The organism is Parafilimonas sp. (assembly GCF_047606085.1).
Taxonomy (GTDB): Bacteria; Bacteroidota; Bacteroidia; order Chitinophagales; family Chitinophagaceae; genus Parafilimonas.
The window spans coordinates 16560-33499 of record NZ_JASGEX010000060.1 but is presented as its reverse complement, the minus strand read 5'-3'; the positions used below and the strand labels follow the sequence as shown (position 1 = coordinate 33499).

The following is a 16940-nucleotide window of genomic DNA, read 5'->3' as shown; positions in this document are numbered from 1 at the left end:
AAGCCTTCCTCTATCTTCGTTAAATGCTTGCGAGAATCTATAAATCAACAGGCAGTTGGTACACAGCAAAAACCGACGACGGTGCAATTTACAATGCACGCATAAAAGGAATTTTTAAAATTGATGACATCACATCAACCAATCCTGTTGCGGTAGGTGATATTGTTGAAATAGAACCGGAAGATGCCGCCGGCAACAATGCAATCGTTCATGCTATTCACGAAAGAAAAAATTATATAGCCCGTAACTCTCCGCGCAATAAAAAGCAGCAGCACATTATTGCCTCCAATATAAGCCAGGCTTTATTGCTCGCCACTTTAAAGGAACCAAGAACATCCCAGGGTTTTATTGACAGATGCCTCGTAGCTGCCGAAGCCTACCACATTTCCTCAATCATTGTTTTTAATAAAACAGATATTTACAGAAAAAAAGAATGGGAAACATTTGAAAAATTAAAAAGGATATATGAAGCTATTGATTACCCGGTTTATACCATGAGCATGAAAACCTGGGAAGGCCTGGATGCTGTAAAGGATATACTGAAAAACAATACAACCCTTGTTTACGGGCATAGCGGTACAGGAAAATCAACGGTTATGAATTACCTGCTTCCGCAATTGGGGCTTCGCACGAAAGAGGTAAGTAACTGGAGCGGCAAAGGCATGCATACAACAACCTTTGCCGAAATGTACGACCTGTCTTTTGGAGGAAAGATAATTGATACACCCGGCATTCGTGAATTTGCCCTCACTAACATGGAGAGGACGGAACTCTCCCATTATTTTCCTGAAATGCGGGTTTTATTGCAGCGGTGCAGGTTTAATAATTGTTTGCATGTGGAGGAGCCGGGCTGTGCTGTTAAGGAGGCTGTGGAGGCGGGCAAAATTACTATGGAACGTTATATAAGTTATTATAACATCCTTGAATCTATTCCTGAAAATGATTATTAGCCATTTTTTAAACGGCCGGCAATTTTATCGGCATTCTTCCTGTCTTTGCCATTGTACAAGAGCGTAACGCCATTGTAAACGCTGTACTGAAGCGACAATGCATCGCCCCGGTATTTGTAGTGCCATTCTACAACCATGGCATCATCTTCCTTCGACATCAGGTGCACATGGCGGGTTTTACTCAATACACCAGCCAGACGATAAAAATCCTGCAGGGTTCCGTCTTCACTAATAACTGTTTCGGTAAAGGTGCTGTACTCAAATGGTTTCATATAATATTAGTTAGCATTGCTTTAAACAATATTTATTCCATAATTGGCATAAGCGTTTCCTCAACTCTTTAAATTGCAATGAATTAACACAGGTGTATTAATCGTTGCGACTTTTAATTGGGGAAACACTCGCTGCCCCGGGTTTTTCAAAAAAACAGTAAGTTTTAATTGCGGCCAACAGTCAACAGTTATTAGACAATAACATAATTTATTTTGCTGCATTATATTCAGAAAACCAGGAAGAATATTTTGTATAATTTTTAGCGATCCGCTCAATTTCGCTGTGTATGCTTTCGGTTGCAATATCTTTTACTTTTTTTGCCGGTATGCCTGCATAAATGGAACCCGATTCCACCACAGTGCCCTCAAGCACTATGGCGCCGGCGGCAACTATAGAATTGCTTTTTATGATACACCTGTCCATTACAATGGCGCCCATGCCTATCAGCACATCGTCTTCTATTATACAGCCATGTACAATGGCATTATGCCCTATAGATACATTGCTCCCTATTTCCGTACCGTTTTTCTGGTAGGTGCAATGAATAATGGCTCCGTCCTGCACATTAACCCTGTTGCCTGTTTTTATATAATTCACATCGCCTCGCACAACGGCATTAAACCACACACTGCATTCATCGCCCATAACCACATCGCCTGCAATTGTAGCATTGGGCGCAACAAAACAATTTGAGCCGAACAAGGGAAATTTATCAAGACAAGGAAGGATGAACGCCATGCTGCGGATTTTTATTTGTACCAAAGGTAACCATTATGTTAAAGGCCGGCATCATGCATGAAAATTAAAATAATTATTGGCAGTAAAATTCCAGGCAAAAACGCAAAGCACAGCCAGCGCCTTAGAAACATAAAAGTTTACGGAGAACCGCTCATTAAACAAATACACAAACATATTGTTCAGTGCCAGGCCCACCACTGAAATAAGTATAAATTTTATGAAAAAAATATTCGTGTTGCCGCTCACCTGGAAGGTCCATTTAAGGTTAAGATAAAAATTATTGATCACGGCACAGGTAAAACCAAGGCTGTTGGCTATGTACTTATTTATTTTGAGTTTTTCTTTCAATAACCAGGTTACGAAGAAGTCAACCAGCATTCCGATAAAGCCAACTATGCCGAACTTCAGTATTTTGTTTAGAAATTCCATGGCGCAAAATAAAGGCTGCCATGAATGACGTAATGAACTTTAATGGTGTAAGGTTGAATTTTTTTCGTGAAATTTGCAAACCTGAGCAGAAGATACAATATGATATTATATAAAACAGATGCAGAGATTGATCTGATGAAACAAAGTGCAAGGCTTGTAAGCCAAACACTTACAGAAGTTGCCGCCATGCTTAAACCTGGCATTACCACCATGCAGGTTGACAGGTTGTGCGCCGAATTTATCCGCGACCATAAAGCTATTCCCTCATTTTTAAATTACCACGGCTATCCATATACCATCTGTGCCTCGGTAAACGATGTGGTGGTACATGGTTTTCCCAATAACATTCCATTAGAGGAAGGAGATATTATTTCCATTGATTTTGGCGTGATATTAAACGGCTGGCACGGCGATCATGCCTATACATTCTTATTAGGTGAGGCAAATGAAGACGTATTGCAGTTAATGCGCGTAACCAAAGAGTCGCTATACAAGGGAATTGAAAAAGCCGTTTCTGGAAACCGTGTGGGAGATATTTCGTATGCCATACAGGAGCATACCGAACGCAGGCATGGTTACGGCGTGGTGCGCGAACTGGTAGGCCACGGCCTTGGCAGAAGCCTGCACGAAGACCCGCAGGTGCCTAATTATGGCAAGCGTGGCAACGGCCCCAGGCTGAAAGAAAATGCGGTACTGGCAATTGAGCCCATGATAAACATGGGAACCAAAGATGTTTATACAGATGCAGACGGATGGACGGTGCGCACCCGCGATGGCAAACCTTCCGTTCATTTTGAACACGATGTTTGCGTGAAAAAAAATAAAGCCCTTATTCTCTCCGATTATTCAATTATTGAAAAAGCCGAACAGGCTAATATTAATTTAAATACATTGCACTACACACAAAGGCTGGCGGAGCCCGTTTAATAAAATTTCCGGTTATAACAACATTTTGGAATAACTTCAGTTGTTCAGTTATAATAACTTAACCATAAAGTTGCTGATTTTAAGGGTGGCAACCTGCTGCAGGAAAATAACAATCAATTCATATAAGCGCCCGCTTCCATCTTAGAGGCATCATTATATTTGAAAATCGTCTATGAAAAATTTAATTCCCAGAGATATAAGCTGGCTTAGTTTTAATGCAAGGGTATTACAGGAAGCCGCAGACCCGTCTGTACCATTGAGAGAACGTATCCGTTTTCTGGGTATCCATTCAAACAATATGGATGAATTTTTCCGTGTGCGCGTTGCCACGCTGAAGCGAATGATAGAACTGGGCGGCAAAAAAAGCAATATGCACCTGGAAGAAAACCCGCAAAGCATTGTGGAACAAATTCAAATGATTGTGCTTGATCAGCAGAATGAGTTTAACCGGATATGGCAGGGTATTTTAAAAGAAATGCAGGAACAGGGTGTTTTTTTGGTTGATGAAAAAAAGCTCAGCCGGCAACAGCAGCAGTTTGTAAAAACTTTTTTTGAAGAAGAAGTACGCTCAAACATTATCCCTTTAATGATTGAAAGCCTTCCCCAGCTGCCTTACCTGCGGGAAAAAAGCATTTACCTCGGTGTGGTTATGCGCAGGCAGGATACGGCGTACCAGCAGAAATATGCTTTGATAGAAGTGCCCAGCCGCATCATCGGACGTTTTATCCAGCTGCCGGCGCCGGATGGCCAGCATCATATTATCTTACTGGAAGACATCATCCGCTTTAACCTGCCCTATATTTTTTCTTACTTTAATTACACAAAATTCGATTCGTATGTTTTTAAGGTTACCAAAGATGCGGAATTGGATATTGACAATGATCTGACTACGTCGCTCGTTCAAAAGATACAGAAAGGCATTAAAAACAGGCGCATAGGCAAGCCCACCCGTTTTGTATTTGATAAAGAAATGGATTCAGGCCTGCTTGAATACCTGATGAAGAAGCTGCACCTGTCGAGGATGGATAATATCATTCCGGGCGGCCGCATTCATAACTTCAGGCATTTCATGGATTTTCCGGATGTGTTTAAGCATAAAAGCCTGCGGCGGGAGCCTTTTACACACCCCGCGTTTGTAAATTCATCAAGGGTTACCGATGTTATATTAAAACATGATGTACTGCTGCACTTCCCCCATCATTCCTTTAACTCCGTTATTGATTTATTGCGTGAAGCTGCAATGGACCCCGAAGTAATTTCAATAAAAATAACAGCTTACCGGCTCGCATCCAATTCAAAAGTGATCAATGCGCTTATTAATGCTGTTCGCAATGGTAAAGCAGTAACGGTAATGCTTGAGCTGCGTGCCCGCTTTAATGAGGAAGATAACCTGGAATGGAAAGAGCGCCTGGAAGAGGAAGGCGTTAAGGTATTATTGGGCATACCGAATATGAAAGTGCATGCCAAGCTTTGTATGATTACCAAGCGCAGCAATAAAAAAACAATTCAGTATGGTTTTGTAAGCACAGGCAACCTGAATGAAAAAACAGCAAAAGTGTATGCAGACGCCTGTGTGCTTACCGGCAACAGGAATGTAATGGCTGATATCAACCGTATTTTCAAATACCTGGAGAATGCTTCCAGGATTAAATACCTGGACGCCTGTAAAACACTCATGGTTTGCCCAACATCCATGCGCCAACAGCTTACGCAATTGATAAACACAGAAATAAAAAATGCAAAAGCCAAAAGAAAAGCCTCCATTACCTTAAAAGTAAATTCCCTCAGCGACCCTCAACTGATATGGAAACTATATGAAGCTGCTGATGCGGGCGTAAGCCTTAACCTTATCATCCGCGGTATATGCTGTGCTAAGCTGAAACATAAGAAATGGCACCATCATGTAAAGTCTATAAGCATTGTAGATGAGTACCTTGAACATTCCCGTGTGATCATATTTGAAAACGGTGGCAGGGAAAAAATCTTTATATCTTCTGCCGACTGGATGATTCGCAATCTCGACCATCGCATTGAAGCTGCCTTACCGGTAAAAAACAAAATCCTTTGCCAGGAAATAAAAGATATTCTCGGCATTCAATTAAGAGATAATATAAAGGCACGCATTCTTGATAATAATTTAGATAACAATTATGTGCGCACACCCGGCAAAAAAATACGGTCGCAGATTGAAACCTATAATTACCTGTACAAAAAAGCATGGCCTGCAAAACCTGCAATGCAGCCCGATATGCCCGAAATACCGGATGTGGTGGTTGTGTAGTAAAACTTTTAATAGGCGTTTTTATCGCCCTTAACAAAGTTGATGACTGTAAGAAATAATATTTTTATATCCAGCATCAAAGACCAGTTTTCAATATACCACAGGTCGTATTCAATTCTTCTCTGCATTATTTCCATTGTTTCAGTTTCGCCCCTGTAGCCATTTGCCTGGGCCCAGCCGGTAATGCCTGGTTTTACAAAATGCCTTGCCATATAACTCTGTATTGTATCCATGTACTCATCATTTAATTTAAGCGGATGCGGGCGTGGCCCTGTAAAGCTCATGTTGCCCAGGAATACATTAATGAATTGCGGCATTTCGTCAATGCTCGTTTTTCTTAAAAATCCGCCCACTTTGGTTACCCTGGGGTCATTTTTTACCGCCTGTTTATAATCCGTCCCTGACTCTGAAACCATGGTTCGGAATTTAAAAATATTGAAGCTCCTGTTATTCCTGCCGGCTCTTTTTTGGATAAAAAAAACAGGCCCCCTGGAATCGAGCTTAATCAGTATGGCTACTATAGGTATAAGCCATGAGAGTATTGTAATGATAACAATAGAACTGATAATTATATCTGCAAGCCTTTTTTTAATGCGATTGCCTAACTGCTCAAGCGGTTCCCTGCGTGTTTGAACGATCGTATAATCCTGAAAGAAGGCAACCGGGTGATACATCACTGAATAAGTATGTGAATTTGATTTTAATTCAAAAGATTTTATATCAGCCTCCTTAATAAAGCGTATGCGCACACAATTTTTTTCTGCGTCATGCAGTACCGTTTCAATTTGTGAGGGTGACAGCGTGGAATATATTTCCGTAATATTATTTTCAACGGCATAATTAATACAATTATCAATGGGGCCAATTATTTCCCCTTTGGCATTAACGGTAAAATTGGAATGATCTTCAAAATAACCCGAAAAAGAATAACTCTTGTCATCCCTGTTAAAATAGCTGGCCAGCATTTGAGCCCTTTCATCATAACCTATGATTGCAACATTTTTTTTAAATTTAAGCAGCCCAAATACAAACTCTGATAAATAAGTAAGAAAGAACCTGCTTATAACAAACAAAAAGAAAAGCACAAGAGAATAGATAAAAAGAAACTTCTGCTCCGGAAAAGAAGAAAAAAAGATAACTGTAAACAATATGCCCCCGTAAACAGCCGCTGCTTTAATAGATGCCATATATACACCTTCTATTTTATAAAAAGTCCGGGTGGCATACAGCTTTGAAAACCAGCCGCACGCTATCCAAATGCCAATTGCAGCAAGGCAAACCAGCACAGAATCAATGGAAAAAAAGGGCAGATTTTCCGGGTGGCTGATAACATAAGCAATAACCAGAGATAATTGAATAACTACAAAATCACTGGTGTTGGTGATGACTTTTAAACTTGCTGCTTTTTTAAAATCTATAAAATCCATAGAAAGTAGAGTATTGAGAATTCTGCGTAAAGATATTATCTTTGCTGCATGCCAACATAAAAATTTCATAAATTTTTTATCAATGCAGGCAAGTTCATAAAAGTTATAAAAAACATATTTAATATTGATATTAATGCAAATTCAAAGGCCTTATCAACACCATTACTGCTACTATAAAGGTTCCGGTTATAGCATTACTTTACTATCGTTTCGTTATGATCCACGTGTAAAAGATTTTGCTTTATTGCTCAATCAATGATCTTTGTAATTTCGGAACGCTGCTTAACTACATTTTTTCCGGCATGTTATAAACACAAAAAATTCATGATAAATTTTAAATCAGGGTTGATACTTTTAGCTACCGCTGTAGTTTTATTTACTTCGTGCGTAGCGCCTAAAAACATCACTTATTTTGAAGACCTTCCCGATTCGCTGAAGGAAGCCGAAACCGTTTCTGTGCCGTTCAAAAACCCGTTAATAAAGCCAGATGACCTCCTGTTTATAAACATCCAAACATTAGACCCCGAAGCAAATGTGCTTTTTTCTGCCGTGAACACTACGGTTGCCGCCGTAGGGGCAAACAGTAATTCAATGGCAGGCAACCAGGTAACTTCCGGCTTATTGGTTGATAAAGACGGGTGCATAATTTTACCTGTAGTGGGCAAGATAAAGGTAGAAGGATATACCACACAGCAGGCCAGGGATAGCATTAAAAGCCGTATTGATAAATATTATACCCAGTCAACAGTTGATGTGCGGTATAATAATTTTAAAATAACGGTGATCGGGGAAGTAAACCATCCCTCTACATTCGTGGTGCCTAATGAAGAAGTTACGGTTTTGGATGCTTTGGGCATGGCAGGCGACCTAACAATTTATGGCAGGCGGGAGAATGTATTGTTAATTAGGAAAGACACGGGCGATATAAGAAAATTTATCAGGCTTAACCTTAATTCCAAAGACCTCGTCAGCTCACCTTATTATTTCCTCAAACAAGGCGATGTATTATATGTAGAGCCTAATAAAGCCAAGGCTTATACATTGGATTCTTACCGAACAAGAAATTATGCAATTGCAGCATCCGTGTTGTCATTATTAATAGTGATTGCAACAAGGGTTAAATAAAATCAATCCGTTTTAATTAACAATCATCCTGTAAAGACTATGGATACAAATCTTAATACAAATCCCAATACGGAAACAACAGAAAGCGGTTTTGATATTAAAAACATCATCGGCCTTTTTGTGAATAACTGGAAACTGATCCTTATATCTGTTATTATAGCGCTTTCAGCCACTTTTCTTTTTTTGCTGATCGTTCCTTCAAAGTACCATGTGCACTCACAAATACTAATCCAGGACGATTCAAAAAACAGTTCTTCCGCCAATAGCATGTTCAGCGGGGTATCTGCTTTGGTGCCTGACCTTTCCGGCATATTTGGCGGGCAAAGCAATGTGAACAACGAAATGGCCATACTGGAAAGCCGCGATCTGATTAAGGCCGTGGTAGATACGATGCATTTAAATATCACCTATTATGCGCCCGGTATTATTGCCAGCAAAGAGACCTACCAGGCCCATCCATACCAGGTAAATTTCCTTAACCTGTCTGATACGCTTACTTCGGCTATTGATTTTAAAATTGAATTTGATTCTTCCTTCAATACTTTCAGCATAAGCAGCACGGATATTGACACTTCTTTTACAGGAAAATTCAATGATGTTTTTAAAACCGCAATAGGCAGTTTTTATGTAACAAAAACCGGGCAGCCCTTTCTTACCTCCGATGGAGAGTTTAAGGTGAGCTCTGTGGATGCAACCATAGAAAAATTTTTAACGAATATTCAAATTACACAGCCTGATCAACTGGCCACTGTAATAAATATAGTGTATAATTCAGACATACAGCAGAAAGGAGAAGATATATTGAGCACATTGATTGATGAATACATTCAGAATAACCTGAATGAAAAGAACCGGATATCAGACAGTACAATAAGCTTTATTGACAGCCGGCTGCAGATAGTGAACGGCGACCTGAGCCAGGTGGAAGGAAATATACAAGGCTTTAAACAGGCAAATAACATTACAGATATACAAACACAATCGCAGGCGCTGGTGGAAAATGCCACCGACTATAACAGGAAACTGGTGGATGCAGAAGTGCAGATTAATGTGGTGGATGCGGCTTTGCAATATGTAATGGATGAAAAAAACATTTACCGCCCGGCGCCTGCAATTACCGTGTCGCAGGACCCGAATTTCCTGGCCCTTCTGCAGAATTATAATTCCCTGCAAATGCAAAGAGACAGGCTGTCGCTGTCATCAACAGAAGACAACCCTAAAAGGCTTAACATAGAAACACAGATCAAAAACACACGCAGGGACCTTATTAATAACCTGCAAAATCAAAAGAAGGCCCTTACTATTGGCCGGGATAAGATTGTGGGAGAAAACAGGCAGATAGAAAGCTATGTAAAAAAAGTGCCCGGGCAGGAAAGGGTTTACCTTGATCTTGACAGGCAGCAAAAAGTTAAGGAAGGGCTTTTGCTGTTCTTAATGCAGCAGCGGGAACAAACAGCTATCACAAAAGCATCAAATATAGCGGGTGCAAGAGTGATAGAAACGCCCAAATCTGAGTTCCTCCCCTATTTTCCCAAAAAAATTATTTTCCTGGCGGGCGCTTTTGTGGTGGGCGTAGCCCTGCCGTTTGTTTACCTGCTTTTGAAAAATGCCATCTCCAACAAAATATTTACGAGAAAAGATATTGAAGAAGGCGCGAACGGCGCCACCATTTTAGCTGAAATAAGCCATAGTAACGAAACCGGCGTAATAGCAATTAAAGAAAATGCACGCTCGGTTGTTTCCGAGCAATTCCGCTCATTCAAAACAAACCTTCAGTTTGTAGTGGGCAACATTTCCCACCCTGTTATACTGGTTACTTCCAGCATGAGCGCCGAAGGAAAATCTTTTATTGCCTTAAATCTGTCAACAACATACGCGCTTTCCGGAAAAAAAGTACTGCTGATGGAATTTGACCTGAGGAAGCCTAAAATATCATCTTATCTGCAGCTGGACAATACGAAAGGCATTACCAATTATGCTATATCCAATATCAGTATTGAAGAGATAATTAAACCTTCAGGAATTGATCCTAATTTATTCCTGTTAAGTTCGGGCCCCATACCGCCAAACCCGGTAGAGCTTTTGGTAACGCCTAAAATAAGCGAGCTGTTTAATGAAGTAAAACAATTGTTTGACATTGTGATTATAGATGCTCCGCCTATTGGTCTTGTAACAGATGCACAAATACTTGCCAAATATGCTGATACCAACCTGTATGTAATAAGGCAGGGATATACCTTTAAAACCCAGTTAAACATCATAAGCGAACTGAGGAAAACAGATAAGCTTAAGAATATGTACATCATTATTAATGATGTATCAAAAAGCACTTCCTATGGTTATGGCTACGGCTATGGTTATGGTTATGGAGGCGACGCTTATGGTTACGGTAATAGCAAGGAAAAAAAAGGCCTTTTAAAAAAAATGCGGTAAATATATTGTGAATTATATATTCCGCGTATTACCGATTGCTTGCCATGGAGGCAATTTAAAATGTGCCGGTTTTTATAATTAAATTAAGTTGATATTAATGAAGCAAGGCAAGCATAGTTTAATTTATTTTTTAGGCAGGGGATTAACGGGTCTTGTAAACTTTTTCGCAATTACCATTTACACAAGGCTGCTGGTACCTTCAGAGTATGGCGTGTATGCTTTGGTGTCTGCAAGCGTTACTTTATTCAATACGGTATTATACCAGTGGTTACGGTTGGTTTTATTGCGGTTTTTGCCCAAAAGCAAAACAGAGGAAGACCAGGGAAGATTGTACGCAAGCATAAGCTTAGGGTTTGTTTTATCAAGCCTGCTTTCCGTTATTATAGCTGCGGTATATTATTTTTTTAACAGGGAAGATAAAACACTCTCGCAATTGCTTTTGTTTGGCGTAATCCTTTTATGGTTTGAAGCCTTTTTTGAAATAAGCCTTGAATATTTCCGCTCTAATCTTAAACCAACCAAATATGCTGCTGCATTCATTGTAAAATCCGTTGCCGCCATTTTGCTGGGCAGCACACTTGCTTATTTTCACATGGGTGCATGGGGACTGATTGTAGGGATATTATCTGCAGACATTATTGTATCATTGATATTTTTCAGGCCCTTCATCAGCAGGCTGGCATCTAATTTCAGGAACATTGATAACGCTTATTTTAAAACATCCCTCCGGTTCGGTTTGCCAATAACGTTGTCTTATGCCATGACCTTCATTATCAACAGTTCCGACCGCTATTTTATTAAATACTACATGGGCGATTCCGCTACCGGCATGTATGCTGTTGGCTACGATTTGGCAAGGCAAAGCCTCTGGGTAATAATGACCTCTATGAACCTGGCAAGTTATCCGCTTGCCGTGCGCGCCCTGGAACAGCATGGCGTGGAAGAAGCCAATGTGCAGCTATCAGACAATTTTATTTTGCTTATTGCGGTATCGTTGCCGGCAGCCATTGGCATGGCTGTGCTGGCGGATCGCATTGCTGAAGTATTTGTGGGCAGGCTTTTTATTAAAGAAGTTACCGTTATCGTTCCTATGATCGCAATCGGCTCATTTGTAGCCGGCTTAAAGAATTTTTATATTGACCAAAGCTTTCAGTTGGGCAAAAAAACCCATTTGCAGATATGGTCAGTTATTGCAGCAGCAGCAGTCAATGTAATATTGAATATTGTTTTAATCCCTTCAATAGGTATCATGGGCGCCATTTATTCCACGCTGGCAAGCTTTGCAATTGCATTGGTGGTTAGCTGCATGGTAAGCAGGTTTTCTTATACAATGCCATTTCCAAAAACGGGCAGTATAAAAATTTTGATTGCCTCGGTTTTAATGGGCGCAGGCATCTATTTCCTGAAAGCATATATACCCGGCAAAACAGGATTGTTTGTGCTTGTTTTTATCGGGCTGATAATTTATTGTTTAATCCTTTCGGTTTCAGGGATTTTAAAAGTTGATTTAACCAATAAAAAAGTAAGTTTTAATTACTCCGGTAATTAATAGCGAATTATTAATTTTTTTACCAATTAGAACATTGCAAAATATAACCAGAAATAGGATTATGATTTACCCCAAAAAGCTATTCCTTATAATAGTTTTTATCTTTCTTTCCGGGGCTTTTTTAACCGTTCTTAATGGAGGTTCTATTACAGACTCCGGCACAGCCGATGTGGATGCAGAAGCTGGCAACTTAGGCGCTCAAATTTTTTGGATATTGGTTTATGTAACTGTTATTATTCTTTCTGCTAAGCAGATAGGCTCCATGTTAGCGCTGCTTAATGAAAATAAAATACTGCTTTTTTTTATTTTACTAATGTTGCTTTCTTCCTTATGGAGCGATGTGCCTTTAGTAACATTGCGAAAAACAATATCGCTTTATGGCTCAACCCTTTTAGGTTTGTATTTAGTTCAAAATTATTCTTTAACCGGTGTATTGAGAATAATAAGCATTGCTTTAAATATTACCGGAATATTCTCCCTGCTGGCTGCGCTGTTGCTGCCATCTTATGGAATAATGCATGATTTGCATGAAGGTGCATGGAGAGGTGTTTTTATTCATAAAAATCATTTGGGGAGAATGATGGTTATTAATATCGTATGCACGCTTGTTTTAGTGCGCTATGATAAGAAAGTAAGGAAAAGGGCACTCTATATTATTTTATTTTCAGTTTTTTTAATTATTAAGTCCCAGTCAATGGGAGCGCTTATCATATCATTTGTAACAGTCTTTATAAACCAGGTCTTCCGGTCGCTAAAATTAAAAGCAAATTTATTTGCAGTGTCTGTGCTGGTTTTTATATTAACAGGATCAGTGATTGTATATTATTTACTAAACAATTACCAGCAAATTTTAATAGGCTTAGGCAAGGACCCAACCCTGACAGGGCGTACCATTTTGTGGTCGCAACTTTCAATTGCTATTGCCAGGAAACCTTTTTTGGGATATGGGTTAGGTGGATTTTGGTTAGGTAATAGCGGCCCTTCTGCATTGGTGTGGGCCGCAGTGGGATGGGAGCCAATACAATCTCATAACGGTTATTTTGATATTGCCTTAGACTTGGGCCTGCTTGGGTTGGCCCTGTTTATAATTCTCTTTCTCAAGTATTATGCAAGATTCATTTACCGGTATGCCCTGTTGAAACAGGAGATTTATAGCTGGGGGCTTATGTTTAGCACAGTGCTCCTCATTTACAATTTTGAGGAAAGCTGTGTTTTAAAAGCAAATAATATATTCTGGGTATTAATAGTCTTTACTTTTTGTTTTTATAATCAAAAAAAGATGAGGGTATAAATGGTAAAATCACTTACAGGCCAGCAGGTTGCACACAAATATTATATCCCGGCGCTCGATGGTATCCGGGGCCTGGCAATTTTGATGGTTTTATTAGGGCATTATGGCGTTAAAATAACTTTTGGAGGCAGGTTTGGCGTAACATTATTTTTTTTCATAAGCGGGTTATTAATATGCAGGCTATTGATTGTTGAGTTCAACAAAACCAGAACTGTTAACCTGAAAAAGTTTTATATAAGGAGGATATTAAGGCTTTATCCTGCTTTAATAACCATGATATGCCTTAGTTTGTTAACCATGTATCTTATTGGGTGCAGGATTAATTTAATAGACCCTTTGTCAGTGCTTTTATATTTCAGGAATTACTATGCCGTTTTTTTTGGGCCTCCATCAGACGGATCTGCCTGCTCAAAATTTTTTGATATTGTTTGGTCTCTGGCTGTAGAAGAACATTTTTATATCTTTTTCCCGGTTCTTTTTTTGGCGCTGTACAATAGAAGAAAAAATTTATTAATTGTAATGCTGGTTATCATACTGCTTTCTCTTTTGTGGCGTATTTATTTAGCATTAAATTATGCAGGCAATATAGATTTTTTAGACCATAGAATTTATTCATTGAGCGATACAAGATTAGATGCCATCATGTTCGGCTGTCTGGCCTCATTATGCCTGGATATGGATAAGTCGGGCAGCTTTTTACGGTTTGTTGGTATGCCGGTAGTATTTATAGCTGCCTGTATTATTTTAATATGCAGCTTAAGATTTCAAAACGAGTTTTTTTCACTCACATTTATTTACTCTTTGCAAGGCATAGCTTTATTTATAACAATACCCGCCGTATTGTATCATTCGCGATATGCTTTATTAATGAAGGCCTTGTCAAATAAAATATTAGTTTATATTGGAAAACTCAGTTATTCCGTTTATCTGTTTCATTGGTTAGGTGTGTGCATAGCGTTGCACTTTATTTCACAAGACAGGTTTAGATTAGACTGGCTAAGTGTTGCTATTCCCATAGGCATAATACTAAGTTTAATAAGTTATAATTTTATTGAACTGCCAATAAATAATTTGAGAAGGAAATTTGGTTCGAACGTGTAGCAGCCTGTTATAGCTGTTTTTACTATATCCATATTTAAAACCATATATCATATTTTAAATGAAAATCGCAGCATTCCCCGCATTTAAAAATAAGGACAAAAATCCCCATCAGTATTTATTATACACAGCCATAATTGCTGAAGGAAATGTGGTGCAGGAGTTTTCCACTGCTAATATTTTAAAGAACAGATATGATATTGTACATGTGCATTGGCCCGAAAGCAATAAGCTGAGAAAAGGCTTTTCCAGGGCGGTTGGATACGTAGCCGTTTTTAATTTTCTTATCCGGCTCTCAAAAATGAAAGGTTCCAAAATAGTATGGACGGTGCACAATCTTGCATCGCACGAAAAGAAAATGCCCGGGCTTGAAGCCTTTCATTTTAAGCTGTTCACAAAAATGCTGGATGGTATTATTGTCATGAACAGTAAAACATCAGATAAAGCGGTGGAAAAATATCCCGCTTTAAAAAACACCAGGCGTGCACTTATTCCGCGTGGCCATTATAAAACTTCTTATGAAAACACAATGAGCTTTTATGATGCAAGGCAAAAGCTGAATTTAAATGAAGAGGCGAAAGTGTTTTTATTTCTTGGCCAGATAAGGTCTTACAAAGGGATTGAAGAATTTTTAAAGGTGTTTGAGCAAACAACGGATGAACAATACAGGTTTATAATAGCCGGTTCAGTTGGCAAAGCAAATGAAAGCTATGGCGAATACCTGCATGGGCTGGTAAAAGATAAAAGAGTGCAACTGCATATCAGGTTTATACCTGATGATGAACTGCAGGTTTACTTCAATGCGGCCGATTTAGTAGTGCTTCCATATAAAGATATTCTTAATTCCGGCAGCCTGCTGCTGGCTTTATCTTTTAATAAGCCGGTAATAGTTCCTGCACATGAAAGCATACAGGAAATTGTAACGGAATACGGCAGCGACTGGTTGTTCAGCTATCCGGATTTATCTGCTTCGTTTATTGAAGATGCCATGGCAAAGGCTTTGCTTAAACGCGGAAAGACACTGGATATGTCAAACAGGGACTGGAAAAATGTAGCGCTTAAAACACTTTCATTTTATAAATTATTAATCAGTTAAAATCTATTAGTTCTATGGATATCAGCGTATTTGGATTAGGATATGTAGGCGCCGTCTCCATCGCCTGTTTGGCAAAAGATGGCCACCGCGTTATTGGTGTTGACCCCAATGAAGAAAAGGTAAATTTTGTAAACGAAGGCCGGTCGCCAATTATTGAACCCGGCCTTGAGGAGCTTTTAATTGAATACAAGGGCAAAAGCATCCGGGCAACATCCGCAAGCTTTGAAGCCGTATCTGAAACGGATATTGCTTTTATAAGCGTAGGCACGCCAACCGCCGAAAACGGCGAGCCGAACCTGAATTATGTTTATGGCGTTTGCCGCCAGATTGCAAATGATGTGGTAAAAAGCAATAAAGACAAATTTGTTATCATACTGCGCAGCACGGTGCCGCCCGGCACCGCTGAGGCATGTACAAAAATTACCAGTGAGGTTACAGGCGATTCGCGCATTAAGATTGGCTTTAACCCTGAATTTCTGCGGGAAGGCACAGCCGTAAAAGATTATTATAATCCGGCCTATACAATCATCGGTTCAGATGATGAATACGTGATTCAGTTAATGAAACAGGTATATCATAATGTACCGGCGCCGGTTTACGCCACATCGGTTAAAGTGGCCGAAATGGTAAAATATGTTGCCAATACATGGCATGCCGCAAAAATTGTATTTGCCAATGAAATAGGAAGGCTTTCCCATGCGCTCGGTATTTCAGGCAGTGAAGTGATGGATATAATTGTGAAAGACACGAAGCTTAATGTATCGCCTGTATATATGAAACCGGGTTTTGCTTATGGCGGCTCCTGCCTGCCAAAAGATGTGCGGGGCATGATGTACCTGAAGTCAAAATCGCAGGCCGATTTACCCATGATTGAGTCCATTGAAAGAAGCAATGAGGGCCATATTGATGCCGCCTTTAAACAGGTGCTGAAAGTACAGCGAAACCGCAGGGTTATATTGCTTGGCCTTGCCTTCAAGCCCAATACAGATGATTTAAGGGAAAGCCCTTCTGTAAAACTTGCAAAAAAACTGATAGGCGAAGGCGTGCAACTAAGGGTATATGATCCCTATGTTAAAGAAGCTTTTTTGTTAGGTACAAACCTGCAATACATAAGAAATACGCTTCCTCATTTTGAAAGCTTATTAATAACGCACACCAATCTGGAGATTCAGCCCGATGATGTGCTGGTGGTTACTTACAAATGTGCTGAGTTTACTGAAATACTTGATAACCATGCAGGCAACACCAGGATTGATTTATCCGGCGCTTTCCAGTAAAATTGTTTATAGTTTTAAATAAACCACATAGATGCACGTCTAAAAA

Annotated in this window: 14 protein-coding genes; 10 read left to right on the top strand and 4 right to left on the bottom strand. The window is 39.6% G+C overall.

Features of this window, described 5'->3' with window-relative positions; all coding sequences use genetic code 11:
* Nucleotides 1-23: 23 nt before the first annotated feature.
* Nucleotides 24-950: a ribosome small subunit-dependent GTPase A gene (gene rsgA, locus QM629_RS05380; protein WP_415157970.1), complete on the top strand. Its 927-nt coding sequence runs from the start codon at nt 24-26 to the stop codon at nt 948-950.
* Here rsgA and QM629_RS05375 read toward each other — a convergent pair.
* The 3 genes from QM629_RS05375 to QM629_RS05365 form a co-directional block, all read right to left on the bottom strand.
* Entirely contained in the window at nt 947-1222 is a 276-nt protein-coding gene (locus QM629_RS05375) for a hypothetical protein (RefSeq protein ID WP_415157968.1), read from the bottom strand. The genes rsgA and QM629_RS05375 overlap by 4 nt on opposite strands.
* A 208-nt stretch (nt 1223-1430) precedes the next feature.
* Entirely contained in the window at nt 1431-1961 is a 531-nt protein-coding gene (locus QM629_RS05370) for a gamma carbonic anhydrase family protein (protein WP_415157966.1), read from the bottom strand.
* Between the two features lie 51 nt (nt 1962-2012).
* Nucleotides 2013-2390 (bottom strand): GtrA family protein, encoded by a 378-nt coding sequence (locus tag QM629_RS05365; protein ID WP_415157964.1) that lies wholly within the window; start codon nt 2388-2390, stop codon nt 2013-2015.
* A 99-nt stretch (nt 2391-2489) separates the two neighbouring features.
* Between QM629_RS05365 and map the strand changes: the two genes are divergently transcribed.
* Complete coding sequence (gene map / locus QM629_RS05360) at nt 2490-3317, top strand: type I methionyl aminopeptidase (RefSeq protein WP_415157962.1); 828 nt, start codon at nt 2490-2492, stop codon at nt 3315-3317.
* A 172-nt stretch (nt 3318-3489) separates the two neighbouring features.
* Complete coding sequence (gene ppk1, locus QM629_RS05355; RefSeq protein ID WP_415157960.1) at nt 3490-5598, top strand: polyphosphate kinase 1; 2109 nt, start codon at nt 3490-3492, stop codon at nt 5596-5598.
* Nucleotides 5599-5606: 8 nt separating this feature from the next.
* Here the strand turns inward: ppk1 and QM629_RS05350 are convergent, their stop codons facing one another.
* Nucleotides 5607-7025: an exopolysaccharide biosynthesis polyprenyl glycosylphosphotransferase gene (locus QM629_RS05350; RefSeq protein WP_415157958.1), complete on the bottom strand. Its 1419-nt coding sequence runs from the start codon at nt 7023-7025 to the stop codon at nt 5607-5609.
* Nucleotides 7026-7349: 324 nt separating this feature from the next.
* Between QM629_RS05350 and QM629_RS05345 the strand changes: the two genes are divergently transcribed.
* The 7 genes from QM629_RS05345 (at nt 7350) to QM629_RS05315 (ending at nt 16894) form a co-directional block, all read left to right on the top strand.
* Entirely contained in the window at nt 7350-8150 is an 801-nt protein-coding gene (locus tag QM629_RS05345) for a polysaccharide biosynthesis/export family protein (protein ID WP_415157956.1), read from the top strand.
* Nucleotides 8151-8189: 39 nt separating this feature from the next.
* The gene (locus QM629_RS05340) at nt 8190-10583 is read left to right on the top strand and encodes a GumC family protein (RefSeq protein ID WP_415157954.1); all 2394 of its coding nucleotides are present in this window, start codon (nt 8190-8192) and stop codon (nt 10581-10583) included.
* A 97-nt stretch (nt 10584-10680) separates the two neighbouring features.
* Nucleotides 10681-12132, top strand: coding sequence for an oligosaccharide flippase family protein (locus QM629_RS05335; protein ID WP_415157952.1), 1452 nt, complete (start codon nt 10681-10683; stop codon nt 12130-12132).
* A 61-nt stretch (nt 12133-12193) separates the two neighbouring features.
* Entirely contained in the window at nt 12194-13423 is a 1230-nt protein-coding gene (locus QM629_RS05330) for an O-antigen ligase family protein (protein WP_415157951.1), read from the top strand.
* Nucleotides 13424-14524 (top strand): acyltransferase family protein, encoded by a 1101-nt coding sequence (locus QM629_RS05325; RefSeq protein ID WP_415157949.1) that lies wholly within the window; start codon nt 13424-13426, stop codon nt 14522-14524.
* A 58-nt stretch (nt 14525-14582) separates the two neighbouring features.
* Nucleotides 14583-15617 (top strand): glycosyltransferase, encoded by a 1035-nt coding sequence (locus QM629_RS05320; protein WP_415157947.1) that lies wholly within the window; start codon nt 14583-14585, stop codon nt 15615-15617.
* 14 nt (nt 15618-15631) lie between these two features.
* Complete coding sequence (locus tag QM629_RS05315; RefSeq protein WP_415157945.1) at nt 15632-16894, top strand: nucleotide sugar dehydrogenase; 1263 nt, start codon at nt 15632-15634, stop codon at nt 16892-16894.
* Nucleotides 16895-16940: the final 46 nt, after the last annotated feature.